Origin of the sequence: Nocardiopsis quinghaiensis (genome assembly GCF_008638365.1) — a bacterium.
Classification (GTDB): domain Bacteria; phylum Actinomycetota; class Actinomycetes; order Streptosporangiales; family Streptosporangiaceae; genus Nocardiopsis; species Nocardiopsis quinghaiensis.
In genome coordinates this window covers 1-15725 of the sequence record NZ_VWVU01000017.1, presented here as the reverse complement: position 1 = coordinate 15725, position 15725 = coordinate 1, and the positions used below count along the sequence as shown (strand labels likewise).

General features: G+C 71.7%; 13 protein-coding genes and 2 tRNA genes. 4 read left to right on the top strand and 11 right to left on the bottom strand.

Annotated elements, in window-relative coordinates:
- Positions 1 to 2: 2 nt before the first annotated feature.
- The 4 genes from FYX01_RS18895 to FYX01_RS18880 all read right to left on the bottom strand — a co-directional run bounded on the left by FYX01_RS18895 (position 3) and on the right by FYX01_RS18880 (position 4168).
- Positions 3 to 1049, bottom strand: a complete 1047-nt coding sequence (locus tag FYX01_RS18895; RefSeq protein WP_150243238.1) for an ABC transporter ATP-binding protein — start codon at positions 1047 to 1049, stop codon at positions 3 to 5.
- A complete protein-coding gene (locus FYX01_RS18890; protein ID WP_150243236.1) occupies positions 1042 to 2100 on the bottom strand; it encodes an ABC transporter ATP-binding protein in 1059 nt (352 codons plus the stop codon). The genes FYX01_RS18895 and FYX01_RS18890 overlap by 8 nt, the downstream gene beginning before the upstream one ends.
- A 5-nt stretch (positions 2101 to 2105) precedes the next feature.
- Positions 2106 to 2984, bottom strand: a complete 879-nt coding sequence (locus FYX01_RS18885; RefSeq protein ID WP_150243234.1) for an ABC transporter permease — start codon at positions 2982 to 2984, stop codon at positions 2106 to 2108.
- A 92-nt stretch (positions 2985 to 3076) separates the two neighbouring features.
- Positions 3077 to 4168 carry an ABC transporter permease gene (locus FYX01_RS18880; RefSeq protein ID WP_150243232.1) on the bottom strand — a complete coding sequence of 364 codons (1092 nt, stop codon included), beginning with the start codon at positions 4166 to 4168 and terminating at the stop codon, positions 3077 to 3079.
- A gap of 273 nt (positions 4169 to 4441) precedes the next feature.
- Here FYX01_RS18880 and FYX01_RS18875 point away from each other — a divergent pair, with 273 nt between their 5' ends.
- The gene (locus tag FYX01_RS18875; protein WP_223830539.1) at positions 4442 to 6130 is read left to right on the top strand and encodes an alpha/beta fold hydrolase; all 1689 of its coding nucleotides are present in this window, start codon (positions 4442 to 4444) and stop codon (positions 6128 to 6130) included.
- 70 nt (positions 6131 to 6200) lie between these two features.
- Here the strand turns inward: FYX01_RS18875 and FYX01_RS18870 are convergent, their stop codons facing one another.
- The 6 genes from FYX01_RS18870 to FYX01_RS18845 all read right to left on the bottom strand — a co-directional run bounded on the left by FYX01_RS18870 (position 6201) and on the right by FYX01_RS18845 (position 10663).
- Entirely contained in the window at positions 6201 to 6803 is a 603-nt protein-coding gene (locus tag FYX01_RS18870; protein ID WP_150243230.1) for a septum formation family protein, read from the bottom strand.
- A gap of 341 nt (positions 6804 to 7144) precedes the next feature.
- On the bottom strand, positions 7145 to 7648 hold the full coding sequence (locus tag FYX01_RS18865) for a septum formation family protein (RefSeq protein WP_150243228.1): 504 nt from the start codon (positions 7646 to 7648) through the stop codon (positions 7145 to 7147).
- A 420-nt stretch (positions 7649 to 8068) separates the two neighbouring features.
- Positions 8069 to 8142 (bottom strand) — tRNA-Lys (locus tag FYX01_RS18860).
- 196 nt (positions 8143 to 8338) lie between these two features.
- A tRNA-Lys gene (locus FYX01_RS18855) sits at positions 8339 to 8412 on the bottom strand.
- A gap of 156 nt (positions 8413 to 8568) precedes the next feature.
- Entirely contained in the window at positions 8569 to 8754 is a 186-nt protein-coding gene (locus tag FYX01_RS18850) for a hypothetical protein (protein ID WP_150243227.1), read from the bottom strand.
- Positions 8755 to 8977: 223 nt separating this feature from the next.
- A complete protein-coding gene (locus tag FYX01_RS18845; RefSeq protein ID WP_394350485.1) occupies positions 8978 to 10663 on the bottom strand; it encodes an AfsR/SARP family transcriptional regulator in 1686 nt (561 codons plus the stop codon).
- 201 nt (positions 10664 to 10864) lie between these two features.
- On the opposite strand from FYX01_RS18845, the gene FYX01_RS18840 reads away from it, so the two are divergent.
- Both FYX01_RS18840 and FYX01_RS18835 read left to right on the top strand, forming a co-directional pair.
- Positions 10865 to 11854 (top strand): MurR/RpiR family transcriptional regulator, encoded by a 990-nt coding sequence (locus FYX01_RS18840; protein WP_150243225.1) that lies wholly within the window; start codon positions 10865 to 10867, stop codon positions 11852 to 11854.
- 96 nt (positions 11855 to 11950) lie between these two features.
- Complete coding sequence (locus FYX01_RS18835; RefSeq protein ID WP_150243223.1) at positions 11951 to 12988, top strand: N-acetylmuramic acid 6-phosphate etherase; 1038 nt, start codon at positions 11951 to 11953, stop codon at positions 12986 to 12988.
- A gap of 93 nt (positions 12989 to 13081) precedes the next feature.
- Here FYX01_RS18835 and FYX01_RS18830 read toward each other — a convergent pair whose 3' ends face one another.
- The gene (locus FYX01_RS18830) at positions 13082 to 14650 is read right to left on the bottom strand and encodes a DUF885 family protein (RefSeq protein WP_150243221.1); all 1569 of its coding nucleotides are present in this window, start codon (positions 14648 to 14650) and stop codon (positions 13082 to 13084) included.
- Between the two features lie 135 nt (positions 14651 to 14785).
- Here FYX01_RS18830 and FYX01_RS18820 point away from each other — a divergent pair, with 135 nt between their 5' ends.
- Positions 14786 to 15592, top strand: coding sequence for a SanA/YdcF family protein (locus FYX01_RS18820; protein ID WP_223830538.1), 807 nt, complete (start codon positions 14786 to 14788; stop codon positions 15590 to 15592).
- Positions 15593 to 15725 lie beyond the last annotated feature (133 nt).

The window sequence follows — 15725 nt, the reverse complement described above, 5'->3', positions numbered from 1 at the left end:
CCTCACCCCCCGCCGACGACGTGGCAGGCGAGCAGCCGGTCGTGACCGGGTACCAGCGGGGGCCGGACGGTGTCGCAGTCACCCTGTTCGTAGAGCGGGCAGCGCGGGTGGAAGTCGCACCCGGGCGGCAGGTCGGTCAGATCGGGGATGTCGGCGCCGCGCAGCCTGACGCGGTCGCGGGTCCGGGCGAGGTCGGGGTCGGGTTCGCACACCGCGGAGACGAGCGCGCGGGTGTAGGGGTGCCGGGGATCGTTGACCACGCGCGGAGTGGATCCGTGCTCGACGATCCTGCCCAGGTACATGACGGCGATCTCGCCGTCCCAGGCGAAGTACTTGGCCACGGCCAGGTCGTGGGTGATGAACAGGAAGCCGACGCCGAGCTCGTCGCGCAGCCCGCCGAGGGTGTTGAGCAGGCTGACCCGGATGGACACGTCCAGCATCGAGGTGGACTCGTCGGCGATGATCACCTCGGGTTCCATCGCCAGGGCCCGGGCGATGGCGACGCGCTGGCGCTGGCCGCCGGACATCTGGTGGGGGTACTTGTCGAGGTAGTCCCCGGCGGGGGTGAGGTCGACCCTCTCCAGCAGTTCGGCGGTGGCGCGCCGGGCCTCGCGGCGGTCCCGGACCAGCTTGTGGCGGCGCAGCCCGGCCGAGACGGTCGAGTAGACGGTGCGCACGGGGTTGAGGGAGGCGTAGGGGTCCTGGTGGATGTACTGGACCGAGCGGCGGAAGCGGGCGCGCTCCTTCCCGTCCATCGCGGCGACGTCCCCGCTCCGGAAGGACACCGAGCCGCGGGTGGGGGCGGCCAGCCCCGCGGCCACGCGGGCGCTGGTGGTCTTGCCGCAGCCGGACTCCCCCACCAGGCAAAGCACCCGTCCGGGGCGCACGTCCAGGTCGATCCCGGAGACGGCGGACACGTCACCGCGCGGGGTGGGGAACACCTGGTGCACGCCCCGGAGGCTGAGCACGGCGTCCCCGGTGCCCGGGTCGGGAGCGGAGGGGGGTCCGGGGGCGGGCTGCTGGTCGGCTGGGACGGTCCGGTCAATCACGGGTGACCCCCTCGGCGAAGAGTTCGTGGGAACGCAGGCAGGCGGCGGCGTGGCTCATGCCCTCGGGGCGGGTCCTGAGCACGTCGAGTGCGGGCCGGGTGGAGGCGCACCGATCGACGGCGTGCGCGCAGCGCGGCGCGAAGGAGCATCCGGGAGGCAGGGCTCCGATGCCGGGGGGACCGCCGGGCAGGGACTCGGGGATCCTCAGGTCGCCCGTGACCGGGGGCACCGAGTTGATCAGCGCCGAGGTGTAGGGGTGCCGGGCGCGGTGGAAGATGTCGCGGGTGGTGCCGGTCTCGACCATCCGGCCCGCGTACATGGTGCCGACCCGGTCGGCGAGTTCGGCGGCCAGCCCCAGGTCGTGGGTGATGAAGACCATCGCGAAGCGCAGTTCCTCGCGCAGTTCGGCCAGGCGCTCGACGATGGAGCGCTGGGTGAGGATGTCCAGCGCCGTGGTGGGCTCGTCCAGGATGAGCAGTTGCGGTTCCAGGGCCAGGGCGAGCGCGATGAGGGTGCGCTGGCGCATGCCGCCGGAGAGCTCGTGCGGGAAGCTGTCCAGTACCCGGACGGGGTCGAGCCGGACCATCCGGAGCAGCTCGGCGGAGTGTTCGAGGAGCTGCGCACGGGGGCGGCGGCCGCCGGCGTGGGCTCGGAAGGTGTCCAGGAAGTGGTCGCGCACCCTGAGCACGGGGTTGAAGGCGTTCATGGCGCCCTGGAAGACCATGGCGGCCTCGCTCCAGCGGAAGCGGCGCAGCTCCTCGCGGGCCAGGGAGCGCACGTCGACGAGGCGGCCGTCCTTGCGGCGGAAGAGGATCTCCCCGGCGGAGACGACACCGTTGCGCGGCAGCAGCCGGAGAAGGCCCAGGCCCAGGGTGGTCTTGCCGCAGCCGGACTCCCCCACCAGGGCCATGGACTGGCCGGGGTAGAGGTCGAAGGAGACGTCGCGGACCGCGGTGACCCGGCTCCTGCGGCCGGTGCGGTAGCCGACGTCGACACCGCGTACGGAGAGCAGCGCCCTCTCGGCGGGTGGGGCGGCGGGATGGTCGGTCACGTGGCTCACCTGTCCCGGAGTCGTGGGTTGAGGGCCTGCTCCAGGGACCGGGTCATGGTGACCAGGCCGATCTGGAAGAGCATGATCATCACCATCGGGGCGATGAGGAAGGGCGCGGCCCGGGGCAGCAGGAAGGCGTTGTTGTCCCAGGCCTGCTGGATCATCAGGCCCCAGTTGTCGGCGGTGCTGGGCAGCAGTCCGAGCAGGTACATGCCGACCACCGCGTAGATCGCGTTGGTGACGGCGATGATGAAGTTGATGAAGACGTAGCCCGCCATGTTGGGCAGCACCTCGACGAAGAGGATGCGCGCGGTGCCCAGGTCCTGGATGCGGGCGGCCTCGACGAACTCGCGTTCCTTGAGGGTGAGCACCTGGGCGCGGATGGAGCGCATGAGGTAGGGCCAGGTGACCAGGCCGATGATGAGCGAGACCGTCAGCGGTGAGGCGGTGCGGTAGAACGACGCGATGACCAGCATCAGCACGATGAAGGGGATGGTCATCGTGATGTCGGTGACCTGGAGCAGGAAGTGGTCGACGCGCCCGCGGACGTACCCGGCGACGCCGCCGAGGACGACGGCGATGGCCACGGTGATCAGGGCGGCGACGAAGCCGACCCAGATGGGCTCGCGTCCGCCCAGCACGAGCTGGACGAAGGTGTCCTTGCCCTCGTGGTTGGTCCCGAGCCAGTGCTCGGCGCTGATCGGACCCCAGATGCTGGTGACGTCCGTGGGGTTGTGGGAATCGACGAGGAACGGTCCGACGAAGGAGAAGGCCAGGACGCTGAGGACGAGGCACAGGCCGACGAACCCGCTCGTGCTGCGGGTGACGCCCTGCCAGATGGCTCCCCAGACCCCGGCTGCGGGGGCGGTGGTGGTGGCTGTCATGTGAGGGGCTCCTCGGGGTCTGTTCCGCGAGCGTCACCCGGCGGGTCCGGTGTCCGCGGAGTGGGCCCCGGGGCGTGTCCGCCGGACACGCCCTAGTTCCGGATGCGCGGGTCGAGGCGGCTGTAGAGCAGGTCGGCGGCGAGGTTGGCGATCACCACGCACGAGGTGATGATGACGAGCAGTCCCTGCAGGAGCGGGTAGTCGCGGTAGTTGACCGCGTCCAGGAGCAGGCCGCCGACGCCCTTGTAGACCAGGACCTGCTCGACGAAGATCGCGCCGCCGACGAGGGTGCCGAAGGAGATCGCGATCTGGGCGACCAGGGGCAGGACCGCGTTGCGTCCGACGTAGGAGAGGGCGATGCGGCGGTCGTGCAGGCCCCGGGCGTACGCGACGGTGACGTAGTCCTCGCTGAGCACCTCGGTGGTGGAGGCCTTCATGATGAGCATCCACGTGCCGATGATGGCGAGCACGTAGGTGAGGATCGGCAGGGCCGCGTGGTAGAGGGCGTCGCCGACGAACTCCGCCGTGGGGCCGGGGGCGACACCCGGACTGATCGTGCCGCGCAGGTCGATGGGGTTGAACCACTCCAGGTACATGCCGCCGCCCACGACCAGGACCATCGCGATGAGGTAGTTGGGGACGGCCCCCAGGACCGAGGCGAGGACGCTGAACACGTGGTCCAGGAAGCGGTTGCGCCGGTAGGCCATCACCATGCCCAGGGCCAGCCCGAGGGAGATGGCGATGACGGTGCCGACGCCGATGCTGAACAGCGTCCAGGGCAGGTAGGCGCCGATGGCCTCCATGACGCTCTGGCCCGGCCGGTTGATGGTCATGCCCATGTCGAGGGTGGCCAGGCCGACGAGGAAGTCCCACCACTGCTGGTACAGGGGGGCGTCGGGATCGTAGGCCAACGAGCTCGCCGCGATGGCGCGGGCCTCCTCGATCGTCATGCCGCCCTGGGTGAGGCGCCCGGCCATCACGTCGATCGGGTCGCCCGGCATGGCGCGGCCGAGGAAGAAGGTCACGTTGGCGACGACGAACACCACGACGACGGCCTTGCGGACCTTGACGAGCGCGTGGTGTCGCCAGATCCGCAGCGGTAGGGGCTCGCGGGCGTCGGCGCGGGCCGACGGGGCGTTCCCGGCTTCCGGCGGTGGCGGGGAGGCCGCGATTTCGGTGGCCACGGGGCTCCTTCGGGAGGTACGGCTGGGGGAACCACGTTTCTATTAGTAAAGTTTCCTAATAGAAGAGCACGGTAGCCCGCCTTCTGTGGCCCACGCCACCCCCGTGACCAAACGGCATCCTGCGCGCGACAGGATCGGCATCACAAAAAGAACAAAAATCGATAAACCATCACATAAAGCTGCCAGTGCTTGGCCGCATCCGGCCACCTCCGCACATACATGACTTTTGTTGGTGTTGTGCTCGCACGGGTGATTCGTACGTTTGCTGCTCCGATGCACACGTCCCCGTTCCCCGAACGGGCCGAGATCGCGGAGGCGACCCACGTGCGCACAGCACGCGTGATCCCCATGGCTTCGGGTGTCCTCGTGACAGCCCTGGCCGTATCCCTCGCGGCGGCCTCCCCGGCCGCCGCCGACCCCCCGGACTCCCCCGCCGACGAATCCGCCCTCGCCGGGTTCCACGAACAGGAACTCGCGTGGGCGCCCTGTACGGAGGAGGCGCTCCAGGGCCTGGAGTGCGCCGGCGTCGAGGTCCCGCTCGACTACTCCGACCCCGGCGGTGAGCGCGTCACCGTGGCCATCAGCCGTGCGAGGGCGAGCGACCCCGACCGGCGGCGCGGCATCCTGCTCACCAACCCCGGGGGACCGGGCGGGCACGGGCGCTACATGCCCCTCCCGCTGGACCCGCAGACGGGCACCGGGTTCCTCGGCGGTTCGCGGGCCTCCGAGGTGTACGACGTCATCGGCATGGACCCGCGCGGCACCGGCGGCTCCTCACCCCGGATCGTCTGCGACACCCTGCCCCCGCCCCTGTACCCGCGCCCGAACGACGAGGAGATCTCCGGGGCCACCCGGGCCGCGATCAACTACCAGCGCTCCTGCGAGCAGGAGTACGGTGACCTGCTCACGCACATGACCACCGCCGACACCGCCCGGGACATGGACGTCATCCGGGCCGCGCTGGGCGAGGAGCAGACCAACTACCTGGGCTACTCCTACGGCACCTACCTGGGCGCGGTCTACGGCAGCCTGTTCCCCGAGCGGCTGGACCGCAGCGTCCTGGACTCGGCGGTGTCCCCCGACGGCATCTGGCGCGACGCCTTCCTGGAACAGGCGCCCGCCTACAGCGCCAACATGGACCGGTACACCGCGTGGCTCGCGGAGCACGACGACACCTTCGGCTTCGGGGCGACCCAGGAGGAGGTGTACGCGACCATCGACGCGACCTCCGAGCGGCTGCGTGAGGAGCCGAGTCGGAGTCATCCCGCAGTGGAGCTCTACGACAACCACATGTTCGACATGGAGGTGGGCTACCACTCCCGCTTCCAGGCCTCCTGGAACTTCCTCGCCACCTACCTGGGTTTCTTCGTCAACGACCAGCCCGTACCCGAGGGGTTCGCGTCCATCAGCCTCTTCGCTCCCGTCGAGCGCGAAATCTCCACCGTCGGCCTCCAGACGGCGGTGCTGTGCGAGGCGGAGTGGCCCACCCGCGTCAGCCAGTACCACGCGGACGCGCGGGAGTACCGGGAGGAGCACCCGTACGGCAGCGGCGCCTACTGGGCCGTTCCCCAGCCGTGCACCTTCAGCACCCTCGACCGGCCCGAGCCCCCGGTCGAGCTGGAGCGCGACGGCTACTCCGAGGCCCTGGTCATCGCCGGTGAGTTCGACGCCAACACCTACTACGAGGGCGGTGTGGCCATGGCCGAGCGGTTGGACAGTGCCCTGCTCACCGTCGCCGGTTCCGGTGGCCACGGCTTCTACGTCCCCGAGGGCCTGGACTGCGTGACCGAAGCGGTGGACGCCTACCTGGTGGACGGGAAGGGTCCCGAGGACCTCACCTGCCAGGGGCGCCCCCCGGCGGAGGTGACTCCGGAGGTCCTGACGGAGACCGAACCGGAGTTGGACGCCGAGGAGCTCGTGCGCCTGAGGAACACGACCGGTCCGAGCGGTCTGGGGATCTGAGCCCCGCGGACAACGGCGGCCCGCACCGACCGGCTTCCGGTGGTGCGGGCCGCCGCCCGTGGGAGGGAGTCTAGAGCGCGGAACCGGCCAGCGTGCCGGTGGTCTGGCCGGCCGGGTCGAAGACCAGGCAGAGGACCTCTCGGTCGTCGTAGCCGGTCCAGCCCTCCTCGGTGGGGAACCAGGGGGTGAAACCGAGGCCGGAGCCCTCAGGGGCGGTACCGACGAAGCCCTCGAACGCGGCGTGGCACACGTCATCGGCCATCGCGGAGACCTGGTCGAGGCCCGGGTAGGCACCGCTCTCCCGGAGGTCCTCCGAGTGGTAGACCTCCTGGTCGTGCGGCTCGGAGCAGTCGATCTTGGGCGCCTCCGAGAACTCGCCCTCGGCGGTGATCTCGTTGACGCAGTCGCCGACGAAGAACGAGAAGACGTCGGTGTCCTCGGGGCCGACGGGCTCGGCGGGCTCGGTCTCCACGGGCTCGACGGGCTCGGTCTCCACGGGCTCGGTCGGCGTCCCGGTGTCCACGGGCTCCGGCGAGACCGTCTCCCCGGCGTCGGTGAAGGCGGGGGGCAGCAGGGGCAGGGGACCACACGCCGTGAGTGCCAGGGCAGCGCCGACGGCCAGGGCTCCGGGGGCGACACGGCCGATCAGCGGACGACGCGTTTCGGACAACATGGGGACTCCACTGGATCGCTGGGGTACTCAGGCCGACTCGGGGGACAACGTCGGCGACACCTGTTCCAGATGCACGGGGCACGCAGCGGACGACGCGTTTCGGACAACATGGGGACTCCACTGGATCGCTGGGGTACTCAGGCCGACTCGGGGGACAACGTCGGCGACACCTGTTCCAGATGCACGGGGCACGGAGAAGGTTTCACCCGGGGCCCGGACGAATCAGGTCCTCCCGTGCGTCCCGGGCACGACGCGTCATGCGTCGCCGCAGGTGTGGGGTGCGGGGGAACAGGGAGAACCGAGGCGGGGCAGGGCCTTTCGCCGGGCCGGACGACCCGCGGTCAGCGGTTCGCGCCCTCCAGGGTGCCGGTGACCGGCTCGCCGGTCTCGCCGGACGCGACGGTGGTGACGTAGCAGAGGATCTCGCGGTCGTTCAGCTGGTCCCAGGTCTGCGAGGTCGGGGCGAGGTAGGCGGCGAAGATCTCCGACTCCTCATAGGAGACCCCGACGAAGTCGGTGAAGTTGTCCCCGTAGCAGACCTCCTCCGCCTCGGTGCTGATCGCGGCAGCGCCCGGGAACTCGTCCCCCGTCATCTCGTGGGAGAAGAAGAACTCGGAGTCGTGCTCCTCGGCGCAGTCGATCAGCGGGACGTCACTGACCTCCTCCTCACTCCCGAGCGCGGCGTTCATCTCGGCCTCGCTGAAGCATTCGCCGACGTTGAGTTCCATCACGTTGCCGCCGCCGAGAGCGGACAGGAGGACACCGCAGCCGCTGAGGGAGAACGCGGCACCGGCGGCGAGCACCGACACACCGACGGTGCGCAGGACGGGGGAGACAGAAGACATGAGAATACTCCGGAAGTTATGCATGGGGATTGCCACCTGCATGAGGTGGGGGTGGCGGAAAGGTAACGGTTCACCATTCGGGGGTTTATGTCAATCTCATTCACGGAATGCGAAATGCGACGCCGCAGTCACTCACCGTGCCAGGACCCGCTCGGGCCCCGCCTCCGTGGCGCGAATCAGCACACCACACGGCTACGACACTTTACGCGCCGCGGCACACCTCCCTTCCGGACGTCACGGAGGGCAACCGCCCCGCATGCGCGGGACCCCGTTCCTCCCCCTCCGAAAAGGAAACAGAATGCTCCCGCCGAAATGCGCTGGGTAACGGGGTGGGACAAAGGACTCGGAGGAGATTTCCAGCGGAATACGTCCGGACAGCACGAAGGCCCCGGTCCGATCGACCGGGGCCTTCGCCTCGTGTGCGTCATCAGGGACTCGAACCCCGGACCCGCTGATTAAGAGTCAGCTGCTCTGACCAACTGAGCTAATGACGCCTGTCGTTCACCGCACGGCTGCTCGCCGGCGGCAACGGTGTCACTCTACCCGAACCGTGGAGCCACCGATGCCGCGAAGCACCCGATGTGGGGCACGCCACCGGGGACGCCCCCGCACCACCGGGGGCTCGCGGCGGGGCGGACACGAAGAAGGCCCCGGGAGAGGAGGATGTCCTCTCCCGGGGCCTTCCCGCTGTGCGCCATCAGGGACTCGAACCCCGGACCCGCTGATTAAGAGTCAGCTGCTCTAACCAACTGAGCTAATGGCGCCCGCCGCTCGCCGGTGTCGGCCCCGTGGGCCGTACCTGGCGACGTCGTTAACTCTAGCAGGACCACGAGGTAGCCGCGAACCGCTTCGGGCCGGCCGGGAAGCCGGTCCCATGCCGCGCGTTCTCCTTCCGGGAGAGGACCTCCCTGGGAGGAGGCCTAGGCGAAGGCCAGGAACAGCGCGACGATCACGGCGATGACCAGGACCACGCCGACGGCCGCGAGCAGGATCGGCAGGATCGGGCGGCGCGCGGGCTCCTCGGGCTCCGGGTTCTCGTCGACGAAGCGGCGGAAGTGCTGGGTGTTGCCCGCCGGGTCCATGTTGGGATCGTTGTTCTGTGTCATGGGGTTGACACTAGCGACTCCTGTGGGTGATGAGCACCCCCGTAGGTAGATCCGACCGATTTCATGACCTTGTAGTGAGAATGCGCGGGCATCCGCGTCAGAGGGAGCCGTATCCCTCGTCCCTCGCGCGCGGGGGCGATCGGGGCAGGCCATCCTCTCGCTCACACCGCCCGCCCCTCGTCCCGGTCCCGCGCGCGGGGGCGCTCGGGCATGTCACCGCTCCTCATCCGGGTGAAAGCCGAACGTAAGACCCCTGGCCGACACTCGTGCCAGGAGGACGGGATACGGCCGGTACTTCCCCGCGGCCGTGTCGGCCCTCCTCGGGCCCGGCACGCAGCACGGCGGCCATACGAGCCGTGGGAGCGCCTCCACGTGCCGGGTCCACCCCCTCCAGGAGCCGCACCAGGTCGGTCGCGGACCGGCGCGGGTGGGTGTCGAGCCAGACCGCCGCCATCCGCAGCGGCAGGGGCAGGAGTCCTGCCTGGTGGGCGATGCGGCGGAGCACCGGTTCCGCGCAGCGGCCCGGGCCCGCGTGCGCGCGCAGCAGCTCCACCGCGGCGTCCGGGGGCAGCGGCCCCACCGGTACGGCCCGCAGGCCGTCGCGTACCAGCAGGTCGGTCAGCCAGTACCGGCTGGTGACCACCGCCGCGCAGCCGGTCCCGCCGGGCAGCAGGGGGCGCACCTGGAAGGAGGAGGCCGCGTTGTCCAGGACCAGCAGGACGCGCCGGTGCGCCAGGAGCGTGCGGACCCGCGCGGCCGCCTCCTCGGCGTCCATGGCGGGGACGTCGTGTGCGCGGGAGGACAGGGAGCGCACCAGGCGGCGCAGCACCTCGACGGGATCGCGCGGGGTGCCGTCGCCGCCGCGCAGGTCGACGTAGAGCTGTCCGTCGGGAAAGTACGGGGCGACCGCGTGCGCCCAGCTCAGGGCGAGGGCGCTGGCGCCCGCACCGGCGGGACCGCGCACCAGGACACTGCCGGGGGCGGCGCCCCGAGGGTCGACCAGCCGGTCCAGCTCGGCCACGGCCTCCTCGCGTCCCACCAGGGCGGCGGGCGCGGCGGGCAGTTCGGCCGGGGCGCGCTGGTGCGGGACACGGGCGCGGTCGAGGTCTCCGCGCAGGACGCCGTGGAAGGTCTCCTGGAGCTCGCGCCCCGGATCCGCCCCGAGGCGCTCGGCCAGGACGTCGCGGGTGCGGGCGTACACGCGCAGCGCTTCGCTGGGGCGGCCGGCCCGGTAGAGGGCGACCATCTGGACGCGGACGAGGGGTTCGCGCTCGGGGTGGTCGGTGGCGATGGGGCCGATCCGGTCGGCCACCCGCTCGTGGTCGCCGTGGGCCAGGGCGGCGCCGAACCCCTCCTCGGCGGCACGGAGGAGCTCCCCGTTCAGGGGCGCGACGTCGCGCTCGTGCAGGACGGGGCTGGCGACGTCGGCCAGGACCGGTCCCCGCCACAGTCCCAGAGCGCGGACGAACAGCTCGGCACGGGCGGCCGTGTCCCCACGGGAGGCGGCGTCGGCGGCGCTGCGCACCAGGGAGCGAAAGCGCAGCAGGTCGGACTGCTCCTCGGCGAGGTCGATCCGGTAGCCGCCGTCCCCGCCTCTGATCAGCGGGGTGCCGCAGTGGTGGTCCAGGATGGCGCGGGCGCGGACCACGTGGACCTGCAGGGCGCTGCGCGCGGACGGGGAGGGCGGGGTCCCCCAGACGCGTTCGATGAGGTGGGCGGTGGTGACGGTACGTCCGGCGCTGAGCAGCAGGGCGGCGAGCATGGCGCGGCGCTTGCCCCCGCGCAGGCGCAGCGGGACGCCGTCCATCTCGACGCCGAACTGTCCGAGCAGTCCGACACGGAGCCCGGGGGCGGCGTGTCCGGCCCCGGCGGCCGCGTCGCGCCGCCCTGCCGGGTCGCTCAGCGGCACGGCACCATCCCCCCTGCGAGGCGGGCGTGTGTGATGCGGGTGAACCGCGGCGCCCCCTGGTGCCAGGGTGCCGTCTGAGCTGGGGTAGCGCAATCGGGCTTAGGTACTTGCCGCTGCGGCCGTCCCTTGGAATCCTGGATTCTCCCGATTTTTCCCACCACCTCGTTGACTCTGCACCACGACCGAAAGAAACTTTCCTCCATGGCGGAAATTCCGAAGGCTGCGGACGGCCGGCCGGAGACCAAGCAGGATGTCTCCGCGCCGCCCGTTCCCACGACCGTCCTGCGCATACGGTCGCTCCTGCCCTCCCTCGCACCCGCCGAGCGGCGGGTCGCCCAGCACGTCATCGACGATCCCGAGCGTGCCGCCGCCTCCTCCATCACCCAGCTCGCCAAGGACTGCGCCACCTCCGAGGCCACGGTGATCCGGTTCTGCCGCACCATCGACTTCAGCGGTTACCGGGAGCTGCGCCTGGCGCTGGCCACCGAGGCCGGTCAGGCGCGCGGCGCACGCTCCGGTTCGCCAGAGCTGTCCAGCGACATCAACCCCGACGACACCCTCGTCACGGTGGTCCAGAAGATCGCCTACACCGACGCGCGCGCGGTGGAGGAGACCGGCGCCTCCCTGGACGTGGAGGTGCTGCGCACGGTCATCGACACGATGGCGGGTGCCCGGCGCATCGACGTGTACGGGGTGGGCGCGAGCGCGTTCGTCGGCGCCGACCTGCAGCAGAAGCTGCACCGGATCGGGTTGACCTCGTTCGCGTGGTCGGACGCGCACGTGATGCTCACCAGCGCGGCGCTGCTGGACGAGCGCGACGTGGCCGTCGGCATCTCCCACAGCGGCACGACCATAGACACCGTGCAGGCGCTGACCGAGGCGGGACGGCGCGGCGCGCGGACCGTCGCCATCACGAACTTCCCCCGCTCGTCGATCGGGTTCGCCGACCACGTGCTGACCACCGCGGCGCGCGAGACCACGTTCCGTTCGGGGGCCACGGCGAGCAGGCTGGCACAGCTGACCGTGGTGGACTGCCTGTTCGTGGGCTTGGCGCAGAGCCGCTACACCGACAGCCGCACCGCGTTGGAGACCACCTTCGAGGCGGTGCGGGGGCTGCGGATCAGCGACGACCGCAGGCGCCGCAGGGGCGAGGGCTCCGGTGGCAGGAGCACGGACGGAGACGACGGCTGACCCCGTACGCGTCGGTCCCGCCGTCCGGATCCGTCCGACGGCGGGACCGGACGCGTTCGGGCTCGTCCGACGGACCGGCGGAAAGGAACGGCACGGGTGCGGATCGAACAGGAGAGCGCTGTGCACGACAGCGGGAGAGACGCCCCGCCGAACGGCGGAAACACCCCGCGGGAGGACGGGGCCCCGTCCTCCTCCGGACGGACGGAGGACGACGGGGCCGTGATCGTGCGCGCGCCCACCGAGGCCCGCAACTCCGGTACCCACGACATCGACCTGCTTCCGGCACTGGACGTACTGCGTCAGATCAACGCCGAGGACGTCACGGTCCCCGCCGCGGTGGGCGCGGTCCTGCCGGAGCTGGCGCGGGCCGTGGAGCTGGGGGTGGCCGCCCTGGAGGCCGGTGCGGGCATTCACTACTTCGGCGCGGGCACGTCGGGGCGGATCGCCGCCCAGGACGCCGCCGAGCTGCCGCCGACCTACGGCGTGCCCGCCGACTGGGTGGTGTCCCACCACGCGGGCGGCGGGGAGGCGCTGGCGCGGGCCGTGGAGGGGATCGAGGACGACTGGGAGACGGGGCGCGCCGACGCGGCCGGGATCGCTCCGGGCTCACTGGTGGTGGGGCTGGCCGCCAGCGGCCGGACCCCGTACGTGGGAGGCGCCCTGGAGGCCGCGCGGGAGCGCTCGGCGTCGACGGTGCTGATCAGCGCGAACCCGCGGGCGCCGCTGGCGGGGAGCGTGGACGTTCACGTGGGCATGTCCACGGGCGCTGAGGTGATCGCCGGGTCCACCCGGATGAAGGCGGGCACCGCGCAGAAGCTGGCGCTGAACGCGTTCTCCACCGCGGTGATGGTGCGGATGGGGCGCACGTACTCGAATCTGATGGTGGGGGTGGACGCCACCAACGGCAAGCTGCGCGGCCGGGTGGTGACCATCCTGACGCAGGCCACGGGGATGGACGAGGCGGTGTGCGCGAAGGCGCTGAACGCTGCGGGGGGCGACACCCGGGTGGCGCTGGTGTCGCTGCTGGCCGACGTGGACGCTGCTTCGGCCTCGCGTGCGCTGGGCGCGGCGCGGGGCCGGGTACGCGCCGCGCTCGCCCGTCTGGGTGCGGCGGGCCCGGCCGCCCCGGAGTAGGCCGGGCGCTGGGGCCCCGCCTCCGGGAGGAAGCGGGGCCGTCCGGCGGCCGCCCGGGCCGGAGGGGGCGGTCCACCGGCCCGGGCCGCCGGGTCAGCCGTGGTCGAGCACGGCGTCGATGAGGCCGAGCGGCGGGGAGCCCAGGCCGAGCAGCGCCCGGTGGAAGCGGGCGAGGGTGAACCCGTCGCCCCAGCGCTCACGTGCCTGTTCCCTCAGCCGCAGGATCTCCAGCTTTCCCCAGGTGTAGCGGCCGTAGGTGGGGTCGAAGGTGGCGCGGCGCGCCTCGAACAGGGCCGCGGGCCCCTGCAGCGGCGTGTCCTCGGCGAAGCGGGCGGCCGCCTCCTCCACTGTCATGGTGCCGCTGTGCACACCGATCGCCACGGACAGGCGGGTGACCCGGATGAGCGCCTCCACCCACACGCCGGCCTCGTAGTGGTCGGCGGTCCATGCGGCGTCGCCCAGGCGTTCGGCGGCGTAGGCGCCGAAGCCCTCCTCAGCGCACATCTCCTCCACGTAGTGCGCCCAGCCCTCGGCGAAGGTCATGGAGTGCAGGGCGCGGCGCACCGGTCCGGGTGCCCGGCGCAGGGCGCGGCCGTGGGAGAAGTGGCCCGGGGCGACCTCGTGCACGCTCACGGCGGGCAGGGTGGTGTGGCTGAACATCTCCAGCCACTCGTCGGCCTCCTCCTTGGTCCAGGAGGCGTCGGGCGGGGTGATGAAGTAGAACGAGGGCGTGTCGGCCTCCCACGGGCCGGACCACGCCATCATCGCGGTGGCCCAGCGCTGGGAGGGCGGGGAGACGTCCACACGGCACTCGCCGTCGCTGTGGGGTGCGAGGTCACGCTCGGCGGTGAACTCCAGTGCCAGCTCCGTCCAGCGGCGGGCGGCGTCCAGAACGCCGTCGGCGCCGGGGTGCTGACGGGTGAGCTCGCGGACGAACTCCATGGTGTCGCGGCCGGGGGCGAGGCGTCCGGCCGCCTCGGCGAGGCGTGCCCGCAGACGGTCGCGTTCGGCGTCGGCGCGTGCGGCCAGGTCTTCGAGGTCCACCTCGACGGCCTCACCGCTGCCCATCAGGCGGCCGAGCGCCTCGGCGCCGAGCCCGGCGCTCTCGGGCCCCTCCTCCGCCGCCCGCTCGATGTGGGCGACCAGCCGTGCGTGCGCGGCGAGGGCGGCCTCGCGGACGTCGGCGGACAGGTCGTCGGGGAGTCCGTCGGCGACTCCCCGGACGGCGCCGAGGAGTGCCTCGGCGACGGGCGCGGGCACGCGGTCCAGGGCCGCGATCGCGTTGTCGGCCACACGCGGCCACTCGACCAGGTGGGCGGTGCGCGCGGCGTCTCGGTCGACCCTCGGGGCGTACCCGCGGTCGTAACCGGAGAGGTCGAGTTCGCCCAGGTGGTAGAGGGGGTTGACGCGGTGGAGCAGGAGTTCGCCCAGCTCGTAGCGGAGCGCGCTCTCGAAGGCGGCCAGGTGGGCCTCGTCGTGCGGGTCGTCGAGGGGTTCGCCGCCGAGGCGGGACAGTGCGTCCCGGACTCCGTCCGGTGACATGTCGGCGACCTTCCCGTCGTACTCGTGCATGCCGGAGCCGTCGCGCATGTTCCCCGGCATGAGGTCGGCGAGGGCCCTGAGCCGTGCGGGCAGGTCGTCGTGCTGTGGCTGGAAGGACATGCGGCGACTCTAGCCGCGTCGTGCGCCGGGAGAACAGCCGGTTTCCGGTCTCCGGGCCGGCGGTGGACGGAGGGTTCCGGCACCTCCCCTGTGCCGTGCCGGAACTCCGGAGCGGGTCCGGGCGTCTTCCCTGGCGTGACGACCTCAGACTCCGACGGCCCCCGGCCCTCCGTTCCCGACGACGGTTCCAGCGACCCCGACGATCCCGGCGGCTCCGGCGGTTCCAGCGGCTCCAGCGGCTCCAGCGGCTCCAGCGGCTCCAGCGGCTCCGGCAAGCGTCGGCGCCGACCTCGACCGCGGCGCCTCGCCCTGCTGGCCGTGTTCGCGATGGTGGCGGGGTGCGCGCCGTTCCTGTGGGTGCTCTCCTCCACCTCCGACCACCGCCACACCGCCGAGAGCGTGCCCGAGCGCCCGGTGGCACTGGTGCTGGGCGCGGGGGTGCGACCCGACGGCCAACCGAGCCTGCTGCTGGCACGGCGCCTGGACACCGCGGCGGGACTGTACTTCGCCGGGAAGGCGGACGCCGTTCTGGTGACCGGGGACAACAGCGTCGAGCACTACAACGAGACCGACACGATGAGCGCCTACCTGGTGGCGGCCGGGGTTCCGCGGGAGCGGATCGTCGGCGACTACGCCGGGTTCTCCACCTGGGACTCGTGCGTGCGGGCCCACGAGGTGTTCGGGGTGGAGGAGGCCACGGTGGTCACCCAGGACTTCCACCTGCCCCGGGCGGTGCGGTTGTGCCGGGCGGCGGGGATCGACGCGGTGGGCGTGGCCGACTCCAGCCTGCGGGAGCGCACCTTCGCCACCGTGTACGGGTGGTTCCGGGAGGTCCCGGCGGCGGTGGCGGCGCTGGGCACGGTGGTGCTGCGGCCGGATCCGACGTTCCTGGGCGACTACGAGACGGGAGTGGACGACGCCCTGGCCCTAGAGCGCGAATGACCCCTCCCCGATGATCTTGCCCGTACCGGCGTGCTCGACGGGGTGGTTTCTAGTGTTTGTTGCAACGTTCCTGGTCAGGGGAGAGGGTTGTGGCAGGGAAGCGACTGAATCGAGATGAGCGGGTCCAGATCCA

Bases quoted from the DNA above. Each gene is read 5' to 3' on its own strand.
- FYX01_RS18865 (WP_150243228.1), bottom strand. From the start codon at position 7,648: ATGTCTTCTGTCTCCCCCGTCCTGCGCACCGTCGGTGTGTCGGTGCTC.
- FYX01_RS18870 (WP_150243230.1), bottom strand. From the start codon at position 6,803: ATGTTGTCCGAAACGCGTCGTCCGCTGATCGGCCGTGTCGCCCCCGGA.
- FYX01_RS18830 (WP_150243221.1), bottom strand. From the start codon at position 14,650: ATGTCCTTCCAGCCACAGCACGACGACCTGCCCGCACGGCTCAGGGCC.
- FYX01_RS18875 (WP_223830539.1), top strand. From the start codon at position 4,442: ATGCACACGTCCCCGTTCCCCGAACGGGCCGAGATCGCGGAGGCGACC.
- FYX01_RS18840 (WP_150243225.1), top strand. From the start codon at position 10,865: ATGGCGGAAATTCCGAAGGCTGCGGACGGCCGGCCGGAGACCAAGCAG.
- FYX01_RS18885 (WP_150243234.1), bottom strand. From the start codon at position 2,984: ATGACAGCCACCACCACCGCCCCCGCAGCCGGGGTCTGGGGAGCCATC.
- FYX01_RS18850 (WP_150243227.1), bottom strand. From the start codon at position 8,754: ATGACACAGAACAACGATCCCAACATGGACCCGGCGGGCAACACCCAG.